Annotated in this window: 25 protein-coding genes; 17 read left to right on the forward strand and 8 right to left on the reverse strand. The window is 70.1% G+C overall.

Annotated elements, in window-relative coordinates:
* Window positions 1-86 precede the first annotated feature (86 nt).
* Window positions 87-1,010 (forward strand): cation diffusion facilitator family transporter, encoded by a 924-nt coding sequence (locus BLR05_RS04060; protein ID WP_092832528.1) that lies wholly within the window; start codon window positions 87-89, stop codon window positions 1,008-1,010.
* Window positions 1,007-1,471: a D-aminoacyl-tRNA deacylase gene (gene dtd / locus BLR05_RS04065; protein ID WP_092832529.1), complete on the forward strand. Its 465-nt coding sequence runs from the start codon at window positions 1,007-1,009 to the stop codon at window positions 1,469-1,471. Before BLR05_RS04060 ends, dtd begins: the two co-directional genes overlap by 4 nt.
* A gap of 111 nt (window positions 1,472-1,582) precedes the next feature.
* On the opposite strand, the gene ybeY is transcribed toward dtd, so the two are convergent.
* Window positions 1,583-2,041 carry an rRNA maturation RNase YbeY gene (gene ybeY / locus BLR05_RS04070; protein WP_092832530.1) on the reverse strand — a complete coding sequence of 153 codons (459 nt, stop codon included), beginning with the start codon at window positions 2,039-2,041 and terminating at the stop codon, window positions 1,583-1,585.
* 366 nt (window positions 2,042-2,407) lie between these two features.
* Here ybeY and BLR05_RS04075 point away from each other — a divergent pair, with 366 nt between their 5' ends.
* The 3 genes from BLR05_RS04075 to BLR05_RS04085 are packed head-to-tail and all read left to right on the forward strand — an operon-like array spanning window position 2,408 to window position 4,171.
* Window positions 2,408-3,289 carry a DUF6402 family protein gene (locus BLR05_RS04075; RefSeq protein WP_092832532.1) on the forward strand — a complete coding sequence of 294 codons (882 nt, stop codon included), beginning with the start codon at window positions 2,408-2,410 and terminating at the stop codon, window positions 3,287-3,289.
* Window positions 3,289-3,702: a hypothetical protein gene (locus BLR05_RS04080; protein WP_092832533.1), complete on the forward strand. Its 414-nt coding sequence runs from the start codon at window positions 3,289-3,291 to the stop codon at window positions 3,700-3,702. The genes BLR05_RS04075 and BLR05_RS04080 overlap by 1 nt, the downstream gene beginning before the upstream one ends.
* Window positions 3,703-3,757: 55 nt before the next feature.
* Window positions 3,758-4,171 (forward strand): hypothetical protein, encoded by a 414-nt coding sequence (locus BLR05_RS04085; RefSeq protein ID WP_092832535.1) that lies wholly within the window; start codon window positions 3,758-3,760, stop codon window positions 4,169-4,171.
* A 32-nt stretch (window positions 4,172-4,203) separates the two neighbouring features.
* On the opposite strand, the gene BLR05_RS04090 is transcribed toward BLR05_RS04085, so the two are convergent.
* Complete coding sequence (locus tag BLR05_RS04090; RefSeq protein WP_092832536.1) at window positions 4,204-5,154, reverse strand: PhoH family protein; 951 nt, start codon at window positions 5,152-5,154, stop codon at window positions 4,204-4,206.
* 48 nt (window positions 5,155-5,202) lie between these two features.
* Between BLR05_RS04090 and ruvA the strand changes: the two genes are divergently transcribed.
* The 7 genes from ruvA to BLR05_RS04125 all read left to right on the forward strand — a co-directional run bounded on the left by ruvA (window position 5,203) and on the right by BLR05_RS04125 (window position 12,920).
* Entirely contained in the window at window positions 5,203-5,775 is a 573-nt protein-coding gene (ruvA, locus tag BLR05_RS04095; RefSeq protein WP_092832538.1) for a Holliday junction branch migration protein RuvA, read from the forward strand.
* A 66-nt stretch (window positions 5,776-5,841) separates the two neighbouring features.
* A complete protein-coding gene (locus BLR05_RS04100) occupies window positions 5,842-7,434 on the forward strand; it encodes a trypsin-like serine peptidase (RefSeq protein WP_244160042.1) in 1,593 nt (530 codons plus the stop codon).
* A gap of 159 nt (window positions 7,435-7,593) precedes the next feature.
* Window positions 7,594-9,540, forward strand: a complete 1,947-nt coding sequence (locus tag BLR05_RS04105; protein ID WP_092832541.1) for a trypsin-like peptidase domain-containing protein — start codon at window positions 7,594-7,596, stop codon at window positions 9,538-9,540.
* 37 nt (window positions 9,541-9,577) lie between these two features.
* A complete protein-coding gene (gene ruvB / locus BLR05_RS04110) occupies window positions 9,578-10,639 on the forward strand; it encodes a Holliday junction branch migration DNA helicase RuvB (RefSeq protein ID WP_092832543.1) in 1,062 nt (353 codons plus the stop codon).
* Between the two features lie 233 nt (window positions 10,640-10,872).
* A complete protein-coding gene (locus BLR05_RS04115) occupies window positions 10,873-11,487 on the forward strand; it encodes a phage tail protein (RefSeq protein WP_092832742.1) in 615 nt (204 codons plus the stop codon).
* 152 nt (window positions 11,488-11,639) lie between these two features.
* Window positions 11,640-12,251, forward strand: coding sequence for a phage tail protein (locus tag BLR05_RS04120; protein WP_092832544.1), 612 nt, complete (start codon window positions 11,640-11,642; stop codon window positions 12,249-12,251).
* A 54-nt stretch (window positions 12,252-12,305) separates the two neighbouring features.
* On the forward strand, window positions 12,306-12,920 hold the full coding sequence (locus BLR05_RS04125; protein WP_092832545.1) for a phage tail protein: 615 nt from the start codon (window positions 12,306-12,308) through the stop codon (window positions 12,918-12,920).
* A 12-nt stretch (window positions 12,921-12,932) separates the two neighbouring features.
* Here BLR05_RS04125 and BLR05_RS04130 read toward each other — a convergent pair whose 3' ends face one another.
* From BLR05_RS04130 to ttcA, 4 genes are all read right to left on the reverse strand, one after another.
* Window positions 12,933-14,114 carry a DSD1 family PLP-dependent enzyme gene (locus BLR05_RS04130; RefSeq protein WP_092832547.1) on the reverse strand — a complete coding sequence of 394 codons (1,182 nt, stop codon included), beginning with the start codon at window positions 14,112-14,114 and terminating at the stop codon, window positions 12,933-12,935.
* Window positions 14,098-14,739 (reverse strand): histidine phosphatase family protein, encoded by a 642-nt coding sequence (locus BLR05_RS04135; protein WP_092832548.1) that lies wholly within the window; start codon window positions 14,737-14,739, stop codon window positions 14,098-14,100. Before BLR05_RS04135 ends, BLR05_RS04130 begins: the two co-directional genes overlap by 17 nt.
* Window positions 14,740-14,746: 7 nt before the next feature.
* Entirely contained in the window at window positions 14,747-15,457 is a 711-nt protein-coding gene (locus tag BLR05_RS04140; protein WP_092832549.1) for a DUF4136 domain-containing protein, read from the reverse strand.
* 66 nt (window positions 15,458-15,523) lie between these two features.
* A complete protein-coding gene (ttcA, locus tag BLR05_RS04145; protein WP_092832551.1) occupies window positions 15,524-16,456 on the reverse strand; it encodes a tRNA 2-thiocytidine(32) synthetase TtcA in 933 nt (310 codons plus the stop codon).
* Between the two features lie 163 nt (window positions 16,457-16,619).
* Here ttcA and BLR05_RS04150 point away from each other — a divergent pair, with 163 nt between their 5' ends.
* The 4 genes from BLR05_RS04150 (at window position 16,620) to BLR05_RS04165 (ending at window position 21,206) form a co-directional block, all read left to right on the forward strand.
* Window positions 16,620-18,056: a cache domain-containing protein gene (locus BLR05_RS04150; RefSeq protein WP_092832552.1), complete on the forward strand. Its 1,437-nt coding sequence runs from the start codon at window positions 16,620-16,622 to the stop codon at window positions 18,054-18,056.
* Entirely contained in the window at window positions 18,053-18,712 is a 660-nt protein-coding gene (locus tag BLR05_RS04155; RefSeq protein WP_092832554.1) for a response regulator transcription factor, read from the forward strand. The genes BLR05_RS04150 and BLR05_RS04155 overlap by 4 nt, the downstream gene beginning before the upstream one ends.
* A gap of 155 nt (window positions 18,713-18,867) precedes the next feature.
* Window positions 18,868-20,931, forward strand: a complete 2,064-nt coding sequence (locus BLR05_RS04160; RefSeq protein WP_092832555.1) for a carbon starvation CstA family protein — start codon at window positions 18,868-18,870, stop codon at window positions 20,929-20,931.
* Window positions 20,932-21,008: 77 nt separating this feature from the next.
* On the forward strand, window positions 21,009-21,206 hold the full coding sequence (locus BLR05_RS04165; protein ID WP_041828234.1) for a YbdD/YjiX family protein: 198 nt from the start codon (window positions 21,009-21,011) through the stop codon (window positions 21,204-21,206).
* A gap of 17 nt (window positions 21,207-21,223) precedes the next feature.
* On the opposite strand, the gene BLR05_RS04170 is transcribed toward BLR05_RS04165, so the two are convergent.
* Together BLR05_RS04170 and BLR05_RS04175 are read right to left on the reverse strand one after the other, a co-directional pair.
* A complete protein-coding gene (locus BLR05_RS04170; protein ID WP_092832743.1) occupies window positions 21,224-21,595 on the reverse strand; it encodes a dihydroneopterin aldolase in 372 nt (123 codons plus the stop codon).
* Window positions 21,596-21,664: 69 nt separating this feature from the next.
* Window positions 21,665-22,450: an SDR family oxidoreductase gene (locus tag BLR05_RS04175; protein ID WP_092832557.1), complete on the reverse strand. Its 786-nt coding sequence runs from the start codon at window positions 22,448-22,450 to the stop codon at window positions 21,665-21,667.
* On the opposite strand from BLR05_RS04175, the gene BLR05_RS04180 reads away from it, so the two are divergent.
* Entirely contained in the window at window positions 22,449-23,597 is a 1,149-nt protein-coding gene (locus BLR05_RS04180) for a class I SAM-dependent methyltransferase (protein ID WP_092832558.1), read from the forward strand. The genes BLR05_RS04175 and BLR05_RS04180 overlap by 2 nt on opposite strands.
* Window positions 23,598-23,606 lie beyond the last annotated feature (9 nt).

Below are 23,606 nucleotides of genomic sequence, written 5' to 3' on the forward strand. Positions count from 1 at the left end.
TCCGGGCAGACTCTCCTGACGGCCATGATCCAGACCCTTTTGCTCCCGCCTTGCCGGCGCCGCACCGCACGCCACGGGGGCCGCGCATGAAGCCCCTGCCGCCGCGCACGCTGCTCTGGATCTCGGTCGGCGTGGCGTTCGCCACCATCGGCCTCAAGGGCACCGCCTGGTACCTGACCGGCTCCGTCGGACTGCTGTCGGACGCGCTCGAATCGTTCGTGAACCTGGCGGGCGCCGTGTTCGCGCTCATGATGGTCACGGTGGCGGAACGACCGGCCGACGGCGACCATCCCTTCGGCCACCACAAGGCCGAGTACTTTTCTTCCGGTTTCGAGGGCATCCTCGTGCTGGGCGCGGCGCTGGCCATCCTCTGGGCCTCGGTGCACCGGCTGCTGGTGCCCGCACCCATCGAGCAGTTGGGCTGGGGCCTGGCGCTGTCGGTGGCCAGCTCGGCCCTCAACGGCCTGCTCGCCTGGATGATGCTGCACTCGGCGCGGGCTTACCGCTCCGTGGCGCTGGAGGGCGATGCCCGGCACCTGATCACGGACGTCTGGACATCGGCCGGCGTGGTGGCAGGCATCCTCGGCGTGATGGCCACGGGCTGGCTCTGGCTCGATCCCGTGGTGGCGATCGCCGTGGCGCTGAACATCATGCGGGAAGGCTCCCGCCTCGTCTGGCGCGCGTCGCAGGGCCTGATGGACGAAGCCGTGGAGCCCGGGGAGCGCGCGGCGATCGACGGGGCGCTGGCGGCGTTCGCGCAGCGCCAGCCCGGCGTGCATTTCGACCACGTGGCCACGCGCCGCGCCGGGCGCCGCCGGCACGTGTCCCTGCACCTGCACGTGCCCGGCGACTGGAGCCTGGCCCGGGCCGCGCGGCTGCGGGGCGCGGTAGAGCAGGCGCTGGTGGATGCCGTGCCCGGCCTGCGCGCCACCATCGAACTGCTTCCGACCGGCGTGGAGGCGGTGGCCACCCCCATGGAAGACGAAGAAACGAGGAGCCTGCACCCATGATGGGCCTGCTGCAGCGCGTGCGCGAGGCGCGCGTGGAGATCGACGGAGAGATCGCGGGCCGCATCGGCCCGGGCCTGCTGGTGCTGGTCTGCGCCGAGCGCGGCGATACCGAGGCCGAGGCCGGCCGCCTGCTGGACAAGCTGCTCAAGCTGCGCATCTTTGCGGACGAGGCAGGCAAGATGAACCGCAGCGTGCAGGATGTGGGCGGGGGACTGCTGCTGGTGAGTCAGTTCACCCTGGCGGCCGACACGCGCGGCGGCAACCGCCCCAGCTTCGCGCAGGCCGCGGCGCCCGGGGACGGCCGCAGGCTGTACGACTATTTCGTGGAGCGGGCCCGGGCCCTGCACCCGGTGGTGGAAACCGGGCGCTTCGCGGCCGAGATGCAGGTGCACCTCGTCAACGACGGGCCGGTGACGATCCCCCTGCGGATCGCCCCGCCGGGCACCATTAACGGCTCCTAGAACGGCTCACGGGGCCCAGCGAAGCGGTTCTGGCGAGGCGCTGCATCGCAGGCAGTACGATGAGTACGACAAGATGCGGCAACGACGCCGGAAGGGCTCCGTGAGTCGTTCTCAGTCGGCGTAGGGGTCGGCGAAGCCCAGCTCCTCCATGATGGCCGTCTCGTAGGCCTCCATCTCGTCGGCGTCCTCGGTGCTGGTCTCGTGGTCCCAGCCCTGGGCGTGCAGGGTGCCGTGCACCAGCAGGTGGGCGTAGTGCTCGTGCAGGGCCTTGTTCTGCTCGCGCGCCTCGCGCTCGACCACGGGGGCGCAGAGGATGAGGTCGGCCATGACCACGGGCTCCTGCGCGTAGTCGAAGGTGAGCACGTTGGTGGCGTAGTCCTTGTGCCTGTACTCGCGGTTCAGGGCCTGGCCCTCCTCGGCATCGACGATGCGCACGGTGATCTCCGCGTCGGTGGCGAGCGCGTGGCGGATCCAGCGGGCCACGGCATGGCGGGGCAGGGCGTCGCGGTGGGCCTGCACCCCGGCGAACCGGGCGAACTGCAGTGAAAGGTTGAGCTGGTTCAGGGCCATGGGAGCCTAGCGTCGTCGTATGGATTGAATGGTTCGCTATTTGATGCGAAAGCCGCCGACGGAACCCGGCGAAGCGGTTCTGGCGAGGCGCTGCATCGCAGGCTGCGCGGCGGAGTGCGCCGGGCGTTCCCCCCCCCGGCTGTCGCGGGTGTGCCCAAGCGCGTCCAGCCATTTTGCCCCCGTGCCTTTGAAAAATATCGATAGTTCGCTATGAAAGAAGAAGCGATTCCCGTCAGGGCCGGTCCCCCCATCGGCGCGGTTGCCCGGCGCCGTTACACGCCGTCACCACGCCGCCGCTCCATCCCTCCGATCCCGGGCGCCTTTGCCCGGAGAATCCGGCCCCGAAAACGAGGAGAGGGAAGGGTGATGGACCCTATTGTTCAGGTCGATAGAGAGAAGCTTCGCGCGGAACTCGAAAAGAAACTGCCGCCCAAGGTCCGGCGCTTCCGGCTCGATGAGATTCCGGGTGTGATGCGCTTGCACCTGGGGTGGCCGGTGGCGGCAGCGTTGATGGCGCGGTGGTTCAGGGGCGTGGGGTTTGCGATCAGTCCGTCGATCAAGCGCAGCCGGTCACCAAATAAGCTACACCAGTTGCCCGCCTCGCAATTGGAAGAAAACGTGGTCAGCATGGGCTGGGCCTTGGGCTTCTCCCGTGTGCGGGCCGCCGTGTCCCAATTGCAGGCGCAATGGATCAGCCCTGCGGGGATGGCAGAGCTACAAGATCGAGTCAAACAGCAGACGAGGGGACAGACCCCGCCCTGGCGTTTCGGCAACCTGAACCGGCCGGCCAAGATACTGGATGACACCTGCCAGGTGAATTTCCTGAGCGTGGGCCGACTCAGCGATCCCCTGGACGACTTCTATGGCGCTATGGGCGAGGCCACGCTCAAGATCGCGGTGTCGGGCCTGGTGACGCCCAGGGAGCGCGGCAAGGTGTCCATCGAGATCGACGAACTGGCCTTCTACCTGCGCGACTCGTATGACTTCAACGACGATTCCTTCCTGTCGCAGCCGCTGGGCTTATGGGGGCCTCTCGGCGTGAAGCGTTCCCCCCGGTCCGCAGTGGATATTCCCCTCGACGAGCAGTGGATATACGCCGATGCCGACGACGCGAGCCGCCAGAGCTATCTGGTGCAGAACCGGCATTTCCGGCAATGGCGCGCCCTGCATGGCCGGGGCGGGGATTTCATGGTCGTCTCCGATGTGCACCGCGTGCGCCTCGCGTTCCCGATCACGCTGGAGTGGTGATGAAACTGTCCCGACTCAAGAACGTGCCTTGCATCGTCTGGTGCCTGGCGCTGCATGCCTGCGTGGCGCTGGGCTGGTATGCGACCCGGCCGACGCTTTTCACCATCGACAACAGCCCCCACTATGTATATCGGCTGGAGATTTACGACGCATCGCCGTGGCAGCGCATCGTGCATTACGACCAGAAGGATCCGGCCATCGTCCGCCTGTACCGGGTTGAACCCAGGGAACTGCTGGGAGAAAGCGAGGTGGTCGATCTGTGGTCTGGAGGCGCGACTGCCTGGTATCTTGATCCCCCGGTGGATACGGGCCGGGTCCGCGTGGGCCGCGACGCGGTTTTCGAGAACATCCCACCGGAATGCACGGAGGCGGCGCGGATACCGAGCTGCCCCCGCACCCAGCCCGCGGAATAACCACTTGCGCGAAGCGCCCTGCGCGCCTTCCTCTTCCTATCCCGATGGAGTGCCGATGAAACTGCCCCGACCCAACACCGTGTCCTGCATTGTCTGGTGTCTGGCGCTGGATGCCTGCGTGGCGCTGGGCTGGTATGTGACCACGCCGACACTGTTCAACAGCTACAACAGCCCCCACTATGTGTATCGGCTGGAGATCTACCACGCATCGCCGTGGCAGCGCATCGTGCACCGCGACCAGAAGGTTCCGTCCGTCGTCCGCCTCTACCGGATCGATCCCCGGGAGCGGCTGAGGGAAAGCCAGGTGGTCGACCTTGCGGCCGGCCGTGAGATCCGCTGGCAGCTCGACCCGCCCGTGCAAGCCAACAAAGTCTATGTGGGCAAGGAGGTTGTCTTCGAGAACATCCCGCAGGAATGCACGGAGGCGGCGCAGATACCGGGTTGCCCCAATACGGAGCCTCCGGCATGACCATCCCCGATAGGCGCCAAGTGATCTGCCGGTCATGCCGCGCCGGAACGGCTGCTGCGCTGGGCGTCGTAGGCATCCACAATGCGCGCCACCAGCGGGTGCCGCACCACGTCGGCGGTCGTGAAGCGCGTCACGGCGATGCCCTTGACGCGCTTGAGCACGCGCTCGGCGTCGATCAGGCCGCTCATCGCGCCCTTGGGCAGGTCGATCTGGCTCACGTCGCCCGTCACCACGGCCCGGGCGCCGAAGCCGATGCGCGTGAGGAACATCTTCATCTGCTCGGGCGTGGTGTTCTGCGCCTCGTCGAGGATCACGAAGGCGTTGTTGAGCGTGCGCCCGCGCATGAAGGCGAGCGGCGCGATTTCCAGCGCGTTGCGCTCGAACGCCTTCTGCACCCGGTCGAAGCCCATCAACTCGTAGAGCGCATCGTAGAGCGGGCGCAGGTAGGGGTCCACCTTCTGCGTGAGGTCGCCGGGCAGGAAGCCCAGGCGTTCGCCGGCCTCGACCGCGGGGCGGGTGAGCACGATGCGCTGCACCGCGCTGCGCTCCAGCGCATCGACGGCGCAGGCCACTGCGAGGTAGGTCTTGCCGGTGCCGGCCGGGCCGATGCCGAAGGTGATGTCGTGGCTGGCGATGTTGTCCAGGTACACGCTCTGCGTGGGCGTGCGCGCGCGCAGGTCGGCGCGCCGCGTGTTGAGCACCACGGCCCCGTCGGCCGCCTCCCGCAGGGCGCCGTCGCCGGCCAGCATGAGCTGCACGTGCTCTTCGGTGACGGGACGGTCGGCGATCTCGTAGATCGCCTGCAGCAGTTCCATCGCCTGGGTGGCCCGGGCCTTGGGGCCGTCCACCTTGAACTGCTCGTGGCGGTGCGCGATGCCGACGGACAGCGCCGCCTCGATGGTGCGCAGGTGGGCATCGGCGGGGCCGCAGAGGTGCGTGAGCCGGGTGTTGTTGTGGGGAGTGAATGTGTGGCGCAGGATCACGCGGATAATTCCGGTTGGACGTCGGCAGGACAAAAAGACAGGACGAAGATGATAGGCAAACTCACCGGCACGCTGCTGGAGAAAAACCCGCCCGAGGTGCTGGTGGACTGCCATGGCGTGGGCTATGAAGTGCAGGTGCCGATGAGCACCTTCTACAACCTGCCCGCCGTGGGCGAGCGCGTGCAGCTGCTCACGCAGTTCATCGTACGCGAGGATGCGCAATTGCTCTATGGCTTCGGCAGCGCGCCGGAGCGGCAGGCATTCCGCGAGCTCATCAAGATCACCGGCGTCGGGCCGCGCACGGCGCTGGCCATCCTCTCCGGCATGGGCGTGGACGACCTGGCCCAGGCCGTGTCGCTGCAGGAGGGCGGGCGCCTCGTGAAGGTGCCCGGCATCGGCAAGAAGACCGCCGAGCGCCTGCTGCTGGAGCTCAAGGGCAAGCTGGGCGTGGACATAGGCGCCCGCCCCGAGGCTGCGAACGACGCGCAGGCCGACATCCTGCAGGCCCTGCTGGCCCTGGGATACAACGACAAGGAAGGCGCCGCCGCGCTCAAGGCATTGCCGAAGGACGTGGGGGTTAGCGAGGGCATCAAATTGGCGCTCAAGGCACTGGCGAAGTGAAGTAGGCCCGTCCCGGCACGCCAGTGCCGGACGCTGGGGGAGGGGCGAGAAAAAATGAGCCACAACATGAAAAATCACAGGGTTTCCGAATGGAAGATCGCGCGCCGGGGCGGTGTGCTGGCCGGCATCGCGGCAGCATTGCTCATCGCAGGATGCGGCGGCGGGGGCGGCTCCACTGCCACGGCGTCCTCGTCCGGCGAGGCGGTGCTGCGGGTGGAGTCTGCGGTGCAGCCCGCGGACGCCGCCATGCCGGCGCGCGCGGCAGCACGTTCCGGGGCCGCCCCGCAGCCCGTGCGGGTGGCGCTGGCGGCACTGCAGTCCGCCCAGGCGGAAGAAACAGAACGGCACGGCGGCCCGCGCAAGGTGGGCAGCCTGCGCACCGTGCCCGAGACGGCCTCGGCCGCCGGACTGGCCGGCCGCCTGCAATGGACGCCAGCGGCGGACGGCGGCCTGCGGGCCGCCATCAGCTTCACCGCCGAGGATGCCTACGGCGTGCGCCTGGGCGTGCTGGTGCGCCGGCTGCCCGGGACGGCGCTGCTGCGCGTGTACCGGCAGGACCGGCCGGACGCCGCCTATGAGACGCGGGGCAGCGACGTTCTGCAGATCCTGGCCCGCAACGCAGCGGCCGGCGACCTGTCGGACGCGGCGAAAACCTGGTGGACGCCCGACACGGGCGGCAGCGAAGCCACTCTGGAGATCGACCTGCCACCCGGCACATCTGCCGATGCGCTCGACATCGCCATTCCGTCGCTGGTGCACATCCAGGAGGACCTCTCGCTGTCTTCCGGCAGTGATGATGCGCCGGTTGCCAAGAACGTCGGCGACGCCGTGGCCTGCAACCTCGACTCCACCTGCTATGACGACTATGCGCAGCAGCGCAACGCCGTGGCGCGCATGGTCTTCGTGGATTCCACCGGGGCGCATTTCTGCACCGGCACGCTACTCAACGACCGCGACGGCACGCGCACGCCGTACTTCCTCACCGCCAACCACTGCATCCCGTCCCAGACGGTGGCGTCCACGCTGCAGACCGACTGGTTCTTCCGGTCGTCGTCCTGCAACAGCCGCACGCTGTCGCCGGGCGCGGCGACGCGCACCGGCGGTGCCGTGCTGCTCTACTCGGGCGCCGACACCGATACGGCCTTCCTGCGCCTCAACGACGCACCGCCGCCCGGCGCCGTGTTCGCGGCGTGGGATGCGGGCCCGCAGGCCGAGTCTTCCGCGATCGTCGGCATCCACCATCCGCGCGGCGACCTGCAGAGGATCAGCTTCGGCAGCATCATGGGCACGCTCTCGTGCTCCGGCGACCTCGAGAGCCTGACCTGCGACTCCGCGACGGGCGACGCAGCGAACTACTACGATGTCGGCCTGGACCGCGGCACGGTGGAGCGCGGCAGCAGCGGCTCGGCGCTATTCCAGGGCGGCAGGGTGATCGGCACGCTCTACGGCTTCTCGGGCGACGGGCAATGCTCGGTGGACGGGGTGCGGGTGTACGGCCGCTTCGACCACGCCTACCAGGCGGCGCTCAAGCAATGGCTGTCCCCGGCGACCCCCGCCCGCCACCGGGGCCACCAGCCGCGTGTGCTTCCCCACCACGGCCACAGCGGCCATGGCACGCCGGCCGCTCCTCAGGAGGCCGCCTCCGTGGCGCAGGGGTGACCTGATCCGGCCGCTCGCCGGGCGTGTGCCGCCCGCAACGGAACGGCCGGGCAGATTCGTTTTGCTGCGGCCGCGCTCGCCCATGGTAACGCGGCCGTGGCACATTGATGGGCAGCGGCGGGCATGGTGCCCGTCGAAGCCACAACAGGAGCAGAAGCCATGGATTTCAGGCTGCGAAGTGTTCGAGCGGTGATGGTGCTGGGGGCTGCCGCGCTCCTGGCGGCTTGCGGAGGCGGTGGCGGTGGTGGCAGCAGCAGCGATGCGCAGGCAGGTGCCTCCGCCTCTGTCGCGGCCCTGCCCAGGGCGGTGGTGCTGAGCGTGGAGTCGCGCGAGCAGCCGGCCACGGCCGCGCAGGATGTCGTGCGGGTCAAGGACCTGGCAGCACGGCCCGCGCTGGCGCCCGCGCGGGTTTCGCTGGGCGCCCTGCTGGAGTCGCGCGGCGAGGCCGCAGCCGCCGTCGGCTCGCGCCAGATCGGTGCCGCGCGTTTCGTGGAGGCCACGGCCACCCCCGCCGCGCTGGCCGGGCAGCTGCACTGGACGCCCACCGCGGCCGGCGGCCTCGCCGCCGCCATCAGCTTCACCGCCGAGGACGCCCACGGCCTGCGCCTGGGCGTGCTGGTGCATGCGCTTCCCGGCGGTGCGCAGTTGCGTGTCTATCGCCAGGACCGCCAGTCCGCGGCGTACGAGATTTCCGGCCAGGAAGTCCTGCAGACCATCGACCGCAACATCGCGGCGGGCGACACGTCGGACGCGGGCCGCACCTGGTGGACGCCCGACACCGGCGGCGACGAGGCCACGCTCGAGATCGAACTGCCGCCGGGCACGCCCGCCAGCGCCCTGGACATCGCCATCCCGCGGCTGTCTCACATCTACACCAACCTGTCCCTGCCGACGGCGGACGAAGGCGAACAGGCCAAGATCGGCCAGTCGGGCTCCTGCAACCTCGACTCGAGCTGCTACGACGCCTATGCCAGCCAGCGCAACGCCGTGGCGCGCATGGTCTTCGTGCGTCCCGACGGCAATGCCTACCTCTGCACCGGCACGCTGCTCAATGACCGCGACGGCACGGGCACGCCGTACTTCATCTCGGCCAACCACTGCTTCTCGTCGCAGACCGTGGCGTCCAGCCTGCGCACGGACTGGTTCTACCGCTCCCCGAGCTGCAACAGCAATGCGCTGTCGTCCAGCTCCGTGACGCGCACCGGCGGCGCCACGCTGCTGTATGCGAGCTCCAGCACCGACACGCTGTTCGTGCGTCTCAACGAGACGCCGCCCGCGGGCGCGGTGTTCGCCGCGTGGAACGCGGGCACCCAGTCCCTGGGCAGCGCGGCCGTGGGCATCCACCATCCCAAGGGCGACCTGCAGAAGATTTCCTTTGGCAACGTCGCGTCGCTGAGCTCCTGCAGCGCCCTGACCGAATCGAGCACGACCTTCTCGTGCAGCGGCTCCTCGGGCAACTTCTACCGCATCAACTGGACCCAGGGCGTGACGGAAGGCGGCAGCAGCGGATCGGGCCTGTTCGTGAACGGCGCCCTGGTCGGCACGCTGTACGGCGGCAGCATCACCTGCACCAGCAATGGCGGATCGGACTTCTACGGCCGCTTCGACATCGCCTACGGCGCGGCGCTGCAGCAGTGGCTCTCGCCTGCCGTCAGCACGAACGGACGCACCGCCATCTACCGCTTCTTCAACGGCAGCACGGGGGCGCACTTCTACACCTCCAGCGCCAGCGAGCGCGATTTCGTGATCGCCACCTACCCGGCGTTCAGCTACGAGGGCGTGGGCTTCTATGCCTACGGCGGCGCCACGGACGGCCAGAGCGCGGTCTTCCGCTTCTTCAACACCTCGACCGGCGCGCACTTCTATACCATCAACGCCGGCGAGCGCGATTCCGTGATCGCCAACTACCCGGTCTTCAAGTACGAAGGCCCCGTGTGGTACGCCCAGACGGGCGCCGGCAACGGCTCCACGGCGATGTACCGCTTCTTCAACACGAAGACCAGCACACACTTCTACACGATCAGCCAGGCCGAGCGCGACTTCGTGATCGCGACCTACCCGGTCTTCAAGTACGAAGGCGTGGCGTATTACGCCTGGACGAACTGACGGCCCGGCCCCTCCTCCCCGACACGCATCCGCGCCCATGAGCATCCAGACCGACGACTTCGCGCCCGCGCCGCCCAGGCGCGTGGTTTCCGCCGCACCCGCCTCCCCGCAGGAGGAGGCGCTGGAGCGCGCGCTGCGGCCCAAGCTGCTGCAGGAATACGTCGGCCAGGCGAAGGCGCGCGAGCAGCTCGAGATCTTCATCGGGGCCGCGCGCAAGCGGGAGGAGGCGCTGGATCACGTGCTGCTGTTCGGCCCGCCCGGGCTGGGCAAGACCACGCTGAGCCACATCATCGCGGCCGAGCTGGGCGTGAACCTGCGGCAGACCAGCGGGCCGGTGCTGGAAAAGCCCAAGGACCTGGCCGCGCTGTTGACCAACCTGGAAAGGAACGACGTCCTCTTCATCGACGAGATCCACCGCCTCTCGCCCGTGGTGGAGGAAATCCTCTACCCCGCGCTCGAGGACTACCAGATCGACATCATGATCGGCGAGGGGCCGGCCGCGCGGAGCATCAAGCTCGACCTGCAGCCCTTCACCCTGGTCGGCGCCACCACCCGCGCCGGCATGCTCACCAACCCGCTGCGCGACCGCTTCGGCATCGTCGCGCGGCTGGAGTTCTACACCCCCGAAGAGCTGTCGCGCATCGTCACGCGGTCGGCCGGGCTGCTGAACGCGCCCATCGATGCGCAGGGTTCCTTCGAGATCGCGCGCCGCTCGCGCGGCACGCCGCGCATCGCCAACCGCCTGCTGCGCCGCGTGCGCGACTATGCCGACGTGAAGGGCGACGGCCGCATCACGCAGGACATCGCCCAGCGCGCGCTGGCCATGCTGGACGTGGATCCGCAGGGCTTCGACGTGATGGACCGCAAGCTCCTGGAGGCCGTGGTGCACCGCTTCGACGGCGGCCCGGTGGGGCTGGACAACATCGCCGCGAGCATCGGCGAGGAGCCCGGCACCATCGAGGACGTCATCGAGCCCTACCTCATCCAGCAGGGCTACCTGCAGCGTACGCCGCGCGGCCGCATCGCCACCCTGGCGGCCTTCCGCCACCTGGGCGTGGCGCCCTCGCGCCAGCACACGGACCTGTTCGGCCCCGCCTGAGCCGGCGGCGCATGGCGGTTTCCGCCTTCCATCCTGGGGCTGCAGCGCCCCTTCCCGCAAGCGTTCCGAAAACGGTGTTGCCATAAGGCGTCATTCGGGGAAATCCCGTGCGCTTTGCCATGCGCATGGTGTCTACTGCGATAACCAGTCGCTATGCGATGCATTGAAAACAATGCTTCGCGCTAAGGCTGGGCACTAAGAGCAATCAACGAACGGATGAGAGGGAAATGACGATGGATCCGATTCTCGGACAGATCATTCTGTGGGCCACGCCGTGGATTCCGCGCGGCTGGGCCATCTGCAATGGCACCTTGCTGAGCATCCAGCAGAATGTGGCGCTGTTTTCGCTCATAGGGACCACCTATGGTGGCGATGGCGTGAACACCTTCGCATTGCCCGACCTGCGCAACCGGGTGCCCGTAGGCTCGCAAAGCCCGGTGAACGTGGGCATCACCAGTGGCGCCGCCACGGCGTCCACCACGGCCACCGTGACGCTCGCGGCGAGCCAGCTCCCGCCCCACACGCATGCGGTGACCGCCGCCGGCAACGGCAAGCTGAGCGTCGCCGTCCCGGCGAATGCCGGCGCGGCCGCGGACACCAATGCACCGGCCAACGGCCTCGTGCTGGGCAAGGGCACCGCCGGCAACTTCCCCACGAAGATCTACGGCGCCACGGCCGCCGATACCACGCTCAAGCCCTTCGACGTGGACCTGCCCGTGCTCACGGCGCAGGCTTCCGGCACGCCCGCGGTGCCCGTGAGCATTCCCGTCACGGTGAGCACGCTGCAGCCGGGCGTCACGCTGAACTTCATCATCGCCACCGAAGGCATTTACCCCTCTCGCAACTGAGGGGCCGGGCGCGCCCGTCCGGCTCCGCTGGACGCCGCGGCGCTTTCCGCCAAACCATCCGCCAGCCTCTGCAGGGGGCTGCGGAGCGGTGCGTCCCGCGCCAGTCGCGCGGGACCATCCAAAGCAATGTCCAACCGAAAGTGAGGGAAACCATGGATGAAGCGTATATCGGCACCATCGTGCTGTGGGCCGGCAGCTGGGTGCCGAGGAACTGGGCGCTGTGCGACGGGACGCAGCTGAAGATCATGGATTACCAGGCGCTCTACTCCCTCATCGGCGTGCGCTACGGCGGCGATGCGCGCACCACGTTCAATCTTCCCGACCTGCGCAACCGCGTGCCCATGGGACTGCAGGCGGCGTCGCAGGCTCCCGGGGCCACGGGCGCGGCGTCGCAGGTCCTGACGGTGACCGGGGCCGCCACGGGCATGATCGCCGCCAACCAGCTGCCGCCGATGAGCGGCAAGGCGTCGGTGTCGATCCCCGTGAACAACGCGCCGGTCGCGGCGAACCTCACCGACGTTCCTGGCCCCACCGGCGTGCTGGCCAAGGGGACGGCGGGCAACTTCGCCGCCAAGATCTACACGAGCGATACCGCCAATACGAACCTCAAGCCCTTCGACGCGCCCGTCACCATCAGCCAGGGTTCCGCGCAGCAGCCCCTGTCGCTGCCGGTGTCGCTGTCGGGCCAGGTGAGCACCATCCAGCCCTCGCTGACGCTGAACTTCATCATCTGCCTGCTGGGGCTCTACCCCGACCGGCCCTGATCCGTCCACCATGCCCGCGGGCCGTTCCAGACATCTTGAGGAAAGAGGGAAATCATGGATGAGAGTTACATCGGCACCGTCCTGCTGTGGACCGCGGCCTTCGTACCGCGCGGCTGGGCGCTGTGCGACGGGTCGATCCTGAACATCACGCAGAACCCGGCCCTGTTCGCGATCCTGGGCAACCGCTTCGGCGGTGACGGCCGCACCACCTTCCAGCTGCCCGACCTGCGCAACCGGGTGCCCATGGGTCTGCAGACGGCCGACCAGCAGCCCGGCCCGACAGGGGCCGCGTCGCATCCCGTGGTACTCACCGGAGCGGCGACGGGCATGGTCTCCGCCAGCCAGCTGCCGCCGGTGGGCGGCAGCGCATCCCTGGGCATTCCCGCGAACAGCGCGCCGACACTGGTCAACGTGACCGAAACGCCCGGCCCGGGGTCGGTGCAGGGCAAGGGCAAGGGGGGCAATTTCGATGTCAAGGAATGGACGAGCGATGCCCCGAACGCGAACCTCAGGCCCTTCGATGCTGCCGTGACCGTTGCCCCGGCGGGTGCCCAGCAGCCCCTGGCCCTGCCCGTGGCGGCGTCCGGAACGATGGGCACCCTGCAGCCGTCGCTGACGGTGGCCTTCATCATCTGCGTGCAGGGGCTGTTCCCGCCCCGGCCCGACTGAGCATCCATCCTCTCAGGTCACCGCGCCCCGGGCGTCCACGCGCAGGATGCGCTCGACCACGCCGTGCGCGAGCCCGCCGCGCACGCCGACGAGGTGGCCGTGGAGGTTCACCGTCGGGTCGCAGTGGCCGGGAACGAGCCAGAGCATCCGGCCGATGGCCGGCAGCCGGGCGCGGGGGCTGTCCGCGAACAGCAGGCCGTGCTCGTCGCCGCCGTTGGCATAGCGCAGCGCACGCTCGGGCGGCAGGAAGGCGACCTGCGGCAGGCCGGAATCGATGGCGTGGCTCTTGTGGCCCGCGTCGCAGACGGCGTGCGTGCCGCAGCTGGAAATGACCTGCGTCTTGATGAACAGCGCATGCTCGAAGGCCGGCTGCGCGGGCTCGCGCTCGTTGGCCGCGTAGTCCGCATCCATGAACAGGAAAGAGCCGGCCTGCAGTTCGCCGTACACGCCGCTCGCGGCCTCGTGCACCAGGGTGCCTGTGCCCGCGCCGGTGACGAGGGGGACGGGCAGGCCGGCCGCCTGGATGGCATCGCGCGTGGCACGTGCGGCCTCCACGGCGGCGGCGACGGCATCGCGCCGTTCGGCCGTGCCGCGCAGGTGCTGGGCCCGGCCATGGTAGGCATGCAGGCCCGCGAAGCGCAGCCGGGCATGGCCCCCGACCGCCTGCGCGAGCGGCACCGCCGCCCCGCCTGGCGGCACGCCGCAGCGGCCCTGGCCGACGTCGATCTCCACGAAGACGTCGATGCCGGCGCCATCCGGGCCGGCAGCGTCCATGGCCTCGGCCAGGCGGGCGATGCCCTCCAGGCTGTCCACGGCGATGGCGAGGCGTCCGCCCAGGCCGGCGAGCTGCCGGGCCAGGCGCGCCACGCGCAGCAGCTTGGCCGGCGCGATCACTTCGTTGCTGATGTAGATGTCCGTCACGCCGCCGGCGGCGAGCGCCTCGGCCTCCGAGACTTTCTGCACGCAGGCGCCGCCGGCACCGGCCTGCTGCAGGCGCAGCGCCAGTTCGGCGCACTTGTGCATCTTCGCGTGGGGGCGCCAGCGCACCTGGTGCTTGCGCGCGAAATCGGCCATGCGCTGGATGTTGCGCTCCATGGCGTCGAGGTCCACCACTGCGGCAGGGGTGTCGATCAGGTCCACCCGCTGGCCGATGGTGGCGAGTAGCGCGGCGGCGGGATCAGGCATGGTTTTCATCGCGGGCGGCATCCTCGAGGTGTTGCGTGTCGGCCCAGCCCACCAGGGTGAGCCCGTCTTCGGTCCAGAGCAGGCGGTTGATGGCGGCGTTCGCCAGGAGCCAGGTGCGCGGCGCCTGCAGTTCCTGGCCGGTGGCGGCGCGGTAGAGCACGTCCATCACCCCGCCGTGCGCCACGAGGGCGATCAGTTCGCCCGGATGCCGGCGGGCGAGGGCATGGGTGGCCGCGGTGATGCGCTCGCGGAAGGCGAGCAGCGATTCGCCGCCTTCGGGCTCGAAATCCGGGTCGCGCTGCCGCCAGCGGCGGGCCTGGTCGGGCAGCTCGGCCTCGATCTCGCGGAAGGTGCGTCCCTCCATGAGGCCGAACGCGCGCTCGCGCAGCCGCACGTCGGTGGCCAGGGGTGCGCCCGTGGCCTCGGCCACGGCCTGGGCCGTGGCATGGGCACGCCGCAGGTCGCTCGCGTAGATCGCGGCCACGGGCTCGTCTGCGAGGGCCCGGCCCAGTTGCCGTGCCTGCCAGAGGCCGGTGTCGTTCAGGGGAATGTCGAGGTGGCCCTGGATGCGCGTGTCCACGTTCCAGGCGGTTTCCCCGTGGCGGATGGCGATGATGCGGGTGGCTTGCTGCATGCGGCGGTCAGGGGGCGCGGCCCGGTGCAGGGGCCACGACCACCCCCGGCGTGGCGGGCGCGGAGGCGGCGGGGGCCGGCCCCTGGCCGGCCGGGGCGAAGGTGGTGCGCACCTGGCGCGGCCCGGCGGGCGGCGCCGGGAACCCGGTGAGCGCGGCGTCGAACAGGATGCCGAAGATGGCCGGATCGTTCACCCAGACATCTTCATAGACGGCCGAGGTTTCATAGACGATCTTCTGCGTGGCCGCATCGCGCAGCACCAGGCTGGCCTCGCGGCGGTAGAGCGTGGGCGGGCGGTCCATCATCCAGCCGGTGCCCATGCCCCAGCCCCATCCGCCGCGGCCGCCCCAGCCCACCCCCCAGCCCCAGCCGGGGTAGGCGGGGCCGTAATAGGGCCAGGAGGCGGGCCAGGTGGTGCTGGCGCTGGCGCCGATCTGCAGCACCACACGGGCGTCGGCGTCGTCGCGCTGCAGGCCCACGCGCGCGAGCGACTGCTGGGCCAGCGCCTCGATGGGAGCGAACTGCGCGAACTGCGCCTGCTGCGAAGGCAGGCGTTCTAGGCGGTAGGTGGGCGGAGAGGGCAGCCCCGGCAGGGTGGAGTAGGTGGACACGGTGCTGTCCACCGTGCGGGTGCTGGCGCAGCCGGCCAGCACGGCGGTGGCCAGCAGCAGCCAGAGGCAGCGGAGGAGCCGGGGCAGTCCGGCGGCGGTGGCGTTCATGGGCGGTCTCCTGGAGTCCGGTACGAAGGGAAAGGCTTCACGGGTCGCTCGGAGGGCCGCGGCGTGTCAGGAGATCTGCACCACCTGCAGGCCCGGCAGGGCGGGCGCCGGGGGAAACTCCTCCGCGTCGAAGGCCTTGTCGCCGTCGTCGGTGGGAACACCCGTGGCCTTCAGATGCTGGAAGTCGTGCAGCGTTCCATCCAGCAGGTGGGAGGGCACGATGTTCTGCAGGGCGTTGAACATGTTGTCCACCCGGCCGGGGAAGCGCTTGTCCCAGTCGCGCAGCATCTCGCCCACCTGCTTGCGCTGCAGGTTCTCCTGGCTGCCGCAGAGGTTGCACGGGATGATCGGGAACTGCTGCTGCTGCGCCCAGCGGGTGGTGTCCTTCTCGGTCACGTAGGCCAGCGGGCGGATCACCACGTGGCGGCCGTCGTCGCTGACCAGCTTCGGGGGCATGGCCTTCATCTTGCCGCCGAAGAACATGTTGAGCAGCAGCGTCTGCAGGATGTCGTCGCGGTGGTGGCCCAGCGCGATCTTGGTGCAGCCCAGCTCGTCGGCCACGCGGTAGAGGATGCCGCGGCGCAGCCGGCTGCACAGGCCGCAGGTGGTCTTGCCCTCGGGTACCACCCGCCTGACGATGCTGTAGGTGTCCTGGTTCTCGATGTGGAAGGGCACGCCGGTGGCGGCCAGGTACCCGGGCAGGATGTGCTCGGGGAAGCCCGGCTGCTTCTGGTCGAGGTTCACGGCCACCAGGTCGAAATGGATCGGCGCACGCTTCTGGAGCTTGATGAGGATGTCCAGCAGGGTGTAGCTGTCCTTGCCGCCGGACATGCACACCATGACCTTGTCGCCCTCCTCGATCATGCGGTAATCGACGATGGCGCGGCCGACCTCGCGGCACAGGCGCTTCTCGAGCTTGTGCGCCTCGCGTTCGATCCGGGCCTGCGCGGGGCGGGAGGCGTCGGCGGTCCAATCGGTGTCTTGGGGCAGGGCGGTCATGGGAGGGGAGACAATCGGGTCCGCGGAGGCAGGAAGGGCACGGCGCGGGCTGCGCGGCGCCTCCCGCTTCCGCGCGGCGCAGCCGTGCGGCGGCGCCCGTTCAAGGGGCGGGTGACCGCCGATTTTACGGCGGGAACGCATTTCCGGGACGGATGGAAGGCGCATGGGAACAGGCAAGGACGTATTTCGCGGGGCCCCGCCGGACGGCGCGCCTGCGACCGGCGCGGCGGACCCCGCGGCCCGCCTGCGCACGAAGATCGTGGCGCTGGCCGTGGTGCCGCTGCTCGTCACCCTGGCGCTGGTGACGGCCCTGGTGCGCCACCAGGCGCAGGACCTCGCGCGGCGCGAGCGCGCCCTGGTCGAGCAGTCCTACCTGGAGCAGCGCCGCAGCGAGCTGCGCAGCTACGTGGACCTGGCGGTGAGCACCGTGCGGCCGCTCTACGAGGCGGGCGGCGACGACTCGAAGGCGCGGGAGGAGGCCATGCGCCGCCTGGCCGCGCTGGACTACGGCAGCGACGGCTACTTTTTCGTCTATGACCTGCAGGGCCGCTCCCTCATGCACTCGCGCCAGCCGGAACTGGTGGGCCGGATGCTGTGGGACCTGCGAGATCCCCAGGGGCGGCCGACCATCCAGCAGCTCATCGCGCAGGCGCAGGCCGGCGGCGGCTTCGTGGAGTATTCCTGGCCCAAGCCGTCCCTCGGCGGGCAGCTCGCGCCGAAGCTGGGCTACGTGATCGCGCTGCCGCACTGGAACTGGATGGTGGGCACGGGGCTGTACCTGGACGACATCGAGGCCACGCAGGCCGGCCTGGAGCGGCAGGTGGGCTCCAACGTGGGCACCACGATGTGGTGGATCGCGGGCTTCGCCGCCCTGGGTTTTGCGGCGATCAGCGCCTGCGGGCTGCTGCTCAACCTCAGCGAGCACCGCCTGTCGGAGGCCCGCCTGCGCCTGCTCGCGCGCCGCGTGGTGCAGTCGCAGGAGGAGGAGCGCGGCCACCTGGCGCGCGAATTGCATGACGGCACCAGCCAGACCCTGGTCTCCGCCAAGCTGCTCATCGAATCGGCGGTGGAGGAGATCGAGCGCGAGCGGCCGGCGCCGGCCACCCTCGGCACCGCGCTCCAGCACCTCAACGAGGCCCTGGGCGAGGTGCGGCGCCTGTCGCACGAACTGCGCCCGGCGCTGCTGGACACCCTCGGCCTGCCGGCCGCGCTGGAGTACCTGGCCCGCGCCTTCGGCGAGCATGGCCCGGTGGCGGCCACCGCCGACGTGGCCCAGCCGCCGGGGCCGCTGCCGCAGGACGTCACCACCGCGCTGTTCCGCGTGGCGCAGGAGGCGCTCACCAACGTGCGCAAGCATGCGCAGGCGCGGCAGGTGCATGTGACGCTGGAGTGCGTGGGCGGCGGCGTGCAGCTGGAGGTGCGCGACGACGGGCGGGGCTTCGATCCCGCGGCGCTGCAGCACGATCCGCGGCGCGGCATCGGCCTGCGCAACATGCACGAGCGCATGGCGGCGATCGGCGGCCGGCTGCAGGTGCGGTCGGGCGCGGGCGGCACGCGCGTGGTGGCCGAGGTGCCCACGGATAGGATGGAGCCCGCATGACCCCTGCTGCCAGCGCGCCCCTGGAGCGCCCCGTCCGCCTGTTCCTCGTCGATGACCATGCCCTGGTGCGCGACGGCCTGCGCGCGCGCCTGGGCAGCCTGCCGTGGGTGGCGATCGTGGGCGAGGCCTCCGGCGCGGACGAGGCGGAGCCGCTGATCGCGCGGCTGGCACCCGGCATCGTCCTCATGGACGTGGGCATGAAGGGCGTGAGCGGGCTGGACCTCGCTGCCCGCCTGCTGGCCGGCAACGGCGCCCCGCGGGTGCTCATGCTCAGCATGTACGACAACCCCGAGTACGTGCAGCGCGCCCTGCAGGTGGGCGCCAGCGGCTACGTGCTCAAGGATGCGCCGGCGTCAGAACTGGTCGCGGCACTGGAGGCGGTGGCCGCGGGCGGCACCTTCCTCAGCCCGGCCGTGTCGCAGCGGCTCTTCCGCAACCAGGCCCCGAAGCCGCTGCTCACCCCGCGCGAGAGCGAGATCCTGGCGGCGCTGGGCCGCGGCGCGTCCAGCAAGCAGATCGCCTGCGGCCTCGGCCTGAGCGTGCGCACGGTGGAGGCGCACCGGCAGAACATCCGCCGGCGGCTGGAACTGGGCAGCCTGGCGGAGCTGATCCGCTATGCCGTCGAGCACGCGAAGCGCTTCGATACGGGCCGCTGACGCCCAGGGCCTGTCGCCAGATCCTAGGGTTGTCCCTTACGAAATTCCACCCGGGCCACCTACGTGGCAGGGCGGATGCGCGGCGCGACCCCGGCCGGGATACTGGGCGGCCCCCGGACCACCGGGGCCTTTCCCGCATTCAGGAGACAAATCCCATGCCCCTCATCCGCCGCCACCTGGTGTGGCTCTGCATCGCCGTGCTCGGCGCCTGGGCGCTCGGCACCGTCGCGCTGACGCGCGGCGAGGCCGTCAGCGCGCTCTGGATCGTCGTCGCGGCGGTCTGCGTCTATCTGATCGCCTACCGCTACTACAGCCTGTTCATCGCCCAGCGCGTGCTGGGGCTGGACGCCAAGCGCTCTACACCGGCCTGGCGCCACAACGACGGGCTGGACTACGTGCCCACCCACAAGCACGTGCTGTTCGGCCACCATTTCGCCGCCATCGCGGGCGCAGGGCCCCTGGTGGGCCCGGTGCTGGCCGCGCAGATGGGCTACGTGCCCGGCCTGCTGTGGCTGCTGGCGGGCGTGGTGTTCGCCGGCGCCGTGCAGGATTTCATCGTGCTCTTCATCTCCACGCGGCGCGACGGCCGATCGCTGGGCGACCTGGTCAAGCAGGAGATGGGCACCGTTCCGGGCCTGATCGCGCTCTTCGGCACCTTCATGATCATGATCATCATCCTGGCCGTGCTGGCGCTGATCGTGGTCAAGGCGCTGGCCGAGTCGCCCTGGGGCGCGTTCACCGTGGCCGCGACCATTCCCGTGGCGCTGTTCATGGGCGTGTACCTGCGCTTCCTGCGCCCGGGCCGCATCGCCGAGGTGTCCGTCATCGGCTTCGTGCTGCTGATGGCCGCCATCTTCGGCGGGCAGGCCGTGGCCGCGCACCCCACCTGGGGCCCGGCCTTCACCTTCTCGGGCACCACGCTCACCTGGATGCTGATCGGCTACGGCTTCGTGGCCGCGTCGCTGCCGGTGTGGCTGCTGCTGGCGCCGCGCGACTACCTCTCCACCTTCCTGAAGATCGGCACCATCGTGGCGCTGGCCATCGGCATCGTGGTGGTGGCGCCCACACTGGAGATGCCGGCCATCACGCAGTTCGCGCAGGGCAACGGCCCGGTGTGGTCGGGCAGCCTGTTCCCGTTCCTCTTCATCACCATCGCCTGCGGCGCGGTGTCGGGCTTCCACGCGCTGATCTCCTCGGGCACCACGCCCAAGATGCTGGAGAACGAGACCCACGCCCGCTACATCGGCTACGGCGGCATGCTGGCCGAATCCTTCGTCGCCGTGATGGCGCTGGTGGCCGCCTCGTGCATCAACCCCGGCATCTACTTCGCGATGAACAGCCCGGCGGCGCTCGTGGGCACCACGCCCGAGGCCGTGGCGCAGACGCTCTCCACCTGGGGCTTCGTGATCACGCCCGACATGCTGGTGCAGACTGCCAAGGACGTGGGCGAGCACACCATCCTGGGCCGCGCCGGCGGCGCGCCGACGCTCGCCGTGGGCATGGCGCACATCCTGCACCAGGTGGTGGGCGGGCCGGCCATGATGGCCTTCTGGTACCACTTCGCGATCCTGTTCGAGGCGCTGTTCATCCTCACCGCGGTGGACGCCGGCACGCGTGCGGGCCGCTTCATGCTGCAGGACCTGCTGGGCAGCTTCGTGCCGGCCTTGAAGCGCACCGATTCGCTGCCGGCCAACCTGGTGGCCACCGCGCTGTGCGTGGGCGCCTGGGGCTACTTCCTCTACCAGGGCGTGGTCGATCCGCTGGGCGGCATCAACACGCTGTGGCCGCTGTTCGGCATCTCCAACCAGATGCTGGCCGCCGTGGCGCTGATGCTGGGCACCGTGGTGCTGTTCCGCATGAAGCGCGAGGCCTTCGCCTGGGTGACCATCGCCCCGGCCGCCTGGCTGCTGGCATGCACGCTCACGGCCGGCTGGCAGAAGATCTTCTCGGCCGACCCGAAGATCGGCTTCCTGTCGCACGCCGCGAAGTACGCCGACGGCATCGCCCAGGGCACGGTGATCGCGCCGGCCAGGACGGCCGAGGCCATGTCGCGCATCGTGCTCAACGACCGCATCAACGCCGGGCTGTGCGCGCTGTTCATCTTCGTGGTGCTGAGCGTGCTGGTCTACAGCGTGCGCGCCTGCCTGCAGGCCCGCGCCGCCCACCGCCCCACGGCACAGGAGACGCCCTTCGAGGCCCTGCCGGAGGGCGCGCGGTGAAACCGGCGGCCGACGGCAGCGGCAATGCCGGCGGCTGCAGCGCCGCGGGCCGGCCGCTGCAGGCCGCGCGCGACGCCGTGCAGGCCGTCGCCACGGGCGGGCGCTACCTCGCACAGTCGCTGCGCCTCATGGTGGGCCTGCCCGACTACGATGCCTATCTGACCCACCGCGAGCGCACGCATCCCGGCGAGCCGGTCATGAGCTATGCCGAGTTCTTCCGGGAGCGCCAGGACGCGCGCTACGGTGGCAACGGGCGCATCGGGCGCTGCTGCTGAAGGTCAGGCCGCAGGGATCACCACTCCCCGCACTCCATGCGGATCGCCACTTCGCAGTCGCCGAAGATTTCGAGTTTGGCGATCTTCACGCGCACGCCGAGCACGCCGGGCAGCTGCATCAGGCGCCGCGTGAGCTTGCCGATCAGGCTCTCCAGCAGGTTCACGTGCTCGGCCGTGCATTCGTCGATGATGATCTGGCGCACCTTGCGGTAGTCCAGCACGTGGCCGATGTCGTCGTCGTGCGGCAGCAGCGGCTGGCGGCCCTGGTTGAGTTCGGCATCGACCTGGATGGGCTGGGGCGCGGTCTTCTCATGGTCGAGGATGCCCAGGTTGGCGTCGAAGCGCAAACCGGTGAGCGTGAGGATCTGGAGGCCGCCGTCGTGGTGCATGGGCATGGTGGCTGGAAGCAAAAGCAGAATGAGTGAATGGAAAGGCGTGCCAGGCTTGTGCGCCGCGCCTCACATGAGCGAGAAGTCGCGCTCGAAGCGCATCAGGTGCTGGCCGCCGTCCACCAGCAGCGTGGTGCCGGTGATCGAGCGGTTCTCCAGCGCGAAGCGCACGGCGGCGGCCACGTCCTCGGGCGTGGAGGAGCGGCCCAGGGGGCTCTGCCGGTGCAGCTCGCGGAATTTCTCATCGGACAGCATGTGGCTGGTGAGCGTGAGCCCGGGCGCCACCCCCACCACGCGCACGCGCGGGGCCAGGGCCTGGGCGAGCAGGGTGGTGGCCGATTCGAGCGCGGCCTTGGAGAGCGTGTAGCTCAGGAAGTCGGGGTTCGGGTTCCAGAGCTTCTGGTCGAGCAGGTTCACGACCGCGCCTTGCGGTGGGTCGGCTCGTGCGCCGTCGCGCGAGGCGAGATGCGCATGCAGCGCCTGCGCCAGCAGGATCGGCGCGGCGGTGTTGCTGCGCAGGTGCTTTTCGAGGGCCGCGAAGCCGAAGCTCGCCGCATCGTCGTGCTCGAAGAGCGAAGCGCTGTTGACCACGGCATCCACCGTACCGAGTTCCTCGGCCACGCGCGGCAGCAGGGCGCGCACGGCGGCTTCTTCGTGGAAGTCGGCACCGAAGGCGGCGCTGCCCGGCGTGAGCACGGCGCAGTCGGCAGCCGTGCGCAGCGCATCTTCGCGCGAGCCGCGGTAATGCACGGCCACGCGCCAGCCCGCGGCGGCGAGCGCCAGGGCGATCTCGCGGCCGAGGCGCCGGGCGGCGCCGGTGACCAGCACGGTACGGGGGGGAGCAGAAGAGGGCATGGGGGACAATCGGGCCGTGACGACGACAGAACAGCCCCCCAGTTTATCGAGCGCCCTGGCCCGGCGCATCGCCGATGGTATCGCCGAGGCCGGCGGCTGGATCGGTTTCGACCGGTTCATGGAATGGGCCCTCTACACGCCCGGCCTGGGCTACTACGCCAACGCGCTGCCGAAGTTCGGCGCGCTGCCGCAGTCGGGCAGCGATTTCGTGACCGCGCCGGAGCTCTCCCCCGTGTTCGGCCAGGCCCTGGCGCGGCAGGTGCGCGAGGCGCTGGACGCCACGGGCACCGACGAGGTGTGGGAGTTCGGCGCAGGCTCCGGCGCCCTGGCCGCGCAGTTGCTGGAGGCGCTGGGCGACCGCGTGCGGCGCTACACCATCGTGGACCTGTCGGGCAGCCTGCGCGAGCGCCAGCGCGAGCGGCTCGCGCCCTGGAGCGACCGCGTGCAGTGGGCGCAGGCGCTTCCGGAGCGCATCGAGGGTGTGGTGGCAGGCAACGAAGTGCTCGACGCCATGCCGGTGCAGTTGCTGGCCCGCCACGGCGGCGCGGAAGGCGGTAGGTGGCACGAGCGTGGCGTGGTCGTGGAAGAGTGCGGCGGCGCCGAACCCCGCTTCGCCTGGGAAGACCGCCCCACGGCGCTGCGCCCGCCCTTCGAGCCCGAGGGCCCGCAGGACTACCTGACCGAGATCCATGCGCAGGGCGAGGGCTTCCTGCGCATGCTGGGGCAGCGACTCGCGCGCGGCGCGGCCTTCCTGATCGACTACGGATTTCCCGAGGCCGAGTACTACCACCCCCAGCGCCACATGGGCACGCTGGTGTGCCACCGGGCCCACCAGGTCGATTCCGATCCGCTCGCCGACGTGGGCGCGAAGGACATCACCGCGCACGTCAATTTCACTGCGATGGCCGTGGCCGCGCAGGAGGCAGGGCTGGAGGTGCTGGGCTACACCACGCAGGCGCATTTCCTCATCAACTGCGGCCTGCTCTCCCTGCTGGAGCCGCTGCCGCAGGCGCAGCGGGCGCAGGCCGCCAAGCTCATGATGGAGCACGAGATGGGCGAGCTTTTCAAGGTGCTGGCCGTGGGCGCGGGCGTGCCGGCGTGGACGCCGATGGGCTTCGCGCGCGGCGACCGCACCCACCGGCTGTAGGCGGCCCGC

This window comes from Paracidovorax cattleyae (assembly GCF_900104515.1).
Classification (GTDB): domain Bacteria; phylum Pseudomonadota; class Gammaproteobacteria; order Burkholderiales; family Burkholderiaceae_C; genus Paracidovorax; species Paracidovorax cattleyae.

Excerpts from the sequence above, each read along its gene's own strand:
- BLR05_RS04060 (WP_092832528.1), top strand. The coding sequence starts at position 87 with ATGAAGCCCCTGCCGCCGCGCACGCTGCTCTGGATCTCGGTCGGCGTG.
- dtd (WP_092832529.1), top strand. The coding sequence starts at position 1,007 with ATGATGGGCCTGCTGCAGCGCGTGCGCGAGGCGCGCGTGGAGATCGAC.
- ybeY (WP_092832530.1), bottom strand. The coding sequence starts at position 2,041 with ATGGCCCTGAACCAGCTCAACCTTTCACTGCAGTTCGCCCGGTTCGCC.
- BLR05_RS04075 (WP_092832532.1), top strand. The coding sequence starts at position 2,408 with ATGGACCCTATTGTTCAGGTCGATAGAGAGAAGCTTCGCGCGGAACTC.
- BLR05_RS04080 (WP_092832533.1), top strand. The coding sequence starts at position 3,289 with ATGAAACTGTCCCGACTCAAGAACGTGCCTTGCATCGTCTGGTGCCTG.
- BLR05_RS04085 (WP_092832535.1), top strand. The coding sequence starts at position 3,758 with ATGAAACTGCCCCGACCCAACACCGTGTCCTGCATTGTCTGGTGTCTG.
- ruvA (WP_092832538.1), top strand. The coding sequence starts at position 5,203 with ATGATAGGCAAACTCACCGGCACGCTGCTGGAGAAAAACCCGCCCGAG.
- BLR05_RS04100 (WP_244160042.1), top strand. The coding sequence starts at position 5,842 with ATGAAAAATCACAGGGTTTCCGAATGGAAGATCGCGCGCCGGGGCGGT.
- BLR05_RS04105 (WP_092832541.1), top strand. The coding sequence starts at position 7,594 with ATGGATTTCAGGCTGCGAAGTGTTCGAGCGGTGATGGTGCTGGGGGCT.
- ruvB (WP_092832543.1), top strand. The coding sequence starts at position 9,578 with ATGAGCATCCAGACCGACGACTTCGCGCCCGCGCCGCCCAGGCGCGTG.
- BLR05_RS04115 (WP_092832742.1), top strand. The coding sequence starts at position 10,873 with ATGGATCCGATTCTCGGACAGATCATTCTGTGGGCCACGCCGTGGATT.
- BLR05_RS04120 (WP_092832544.1), top strand. The coding sequence starts at position 11,640 with ATGGATGAAGCGTATATCGGCACCATCGTGCTGTGGGCCGGCAGCTGG.
- BLR05_RS04125 (WP_092832545.1), top strand. The coding sequence starts at position 12,306 with ATGGATGAGAGTTACATCGGCACCGTCCTGCTGTGGACCGCGGCCTTC.
- BLR05_RS04130 (WP_092832547.1), bottom strand. The coding sequence starts at position 14,114 with ATGAAAACCATGCCTGATCCCGCCGCCGCGCTACTCGCCACCATCGGC.
- BLR05_RS04135 (WP_092832548.1), bottom strand. The coding sequence starts at position 14,739 with ATGCAGCAAGCCACCCGCATCATCGCCATCCGCCACGGGGAAACCGCC.
- BLR05_RS04140 (WP_092832549.1), bottom strand. The coding sequence starts at position 15,457 with ATGAACGCCACCGCCGCCGGACTGCCCCGGCTCCTCCGCTGCCTCTGG.
- ttcA (WP_092832551.1), bottom strand. The coding sequence starts at position 16,456 with ATGACCGCCCTGCCCCAAGACACCGATTGGACCGCCGACGCCTCCCGC.
- BLR05_RS04150 (WP_092832552.1), top strand. The coding sequence starts at position 16,620 with ATGGGAACAGGCAAGGACGTATTTCGCGGGGCCCCGCCGGACGGCGCG.
- BLR05_RS04155 (WP_092832554.1), top strand. The coding sequence starts at position 18,053 with ATGACCCCTGCTGCCAGCGCGCCCCTGGAGCGCCCCGTCCGCCTGTTC.
- BLR05_RS04160 (WP_092832555.1), top strand. The coding sequence starts at position 18,868 with ATGCCCCTCATCCGCCGCCACCTGGTGTGGCTCTGCATCGCCGTGCTC.
- BLR05_RS04170 (WP_092832743.1), bottom strand. The coding sequence starts at position 21,595 with ATGCACCACGACGGCGGCCTCCAGATCCTCACGCTCACCGGTTTGCGC.
- BLR05_RS04180 (WP_092832558.1), top strand. The coding sequence starts at position 22,449 with ATGGGGGACAATCGGGCCGTGACGACGACAGAACAGCCCCCCAGTTTA.
- BLR05_RS04175 (WP_092832557.1), bottom strand. The coding sequence starts at position 22,450 with ATGCCCTCTTCTGCTCCCCCCCGTACCGTGCTGGTCACCGGCGCCGCC.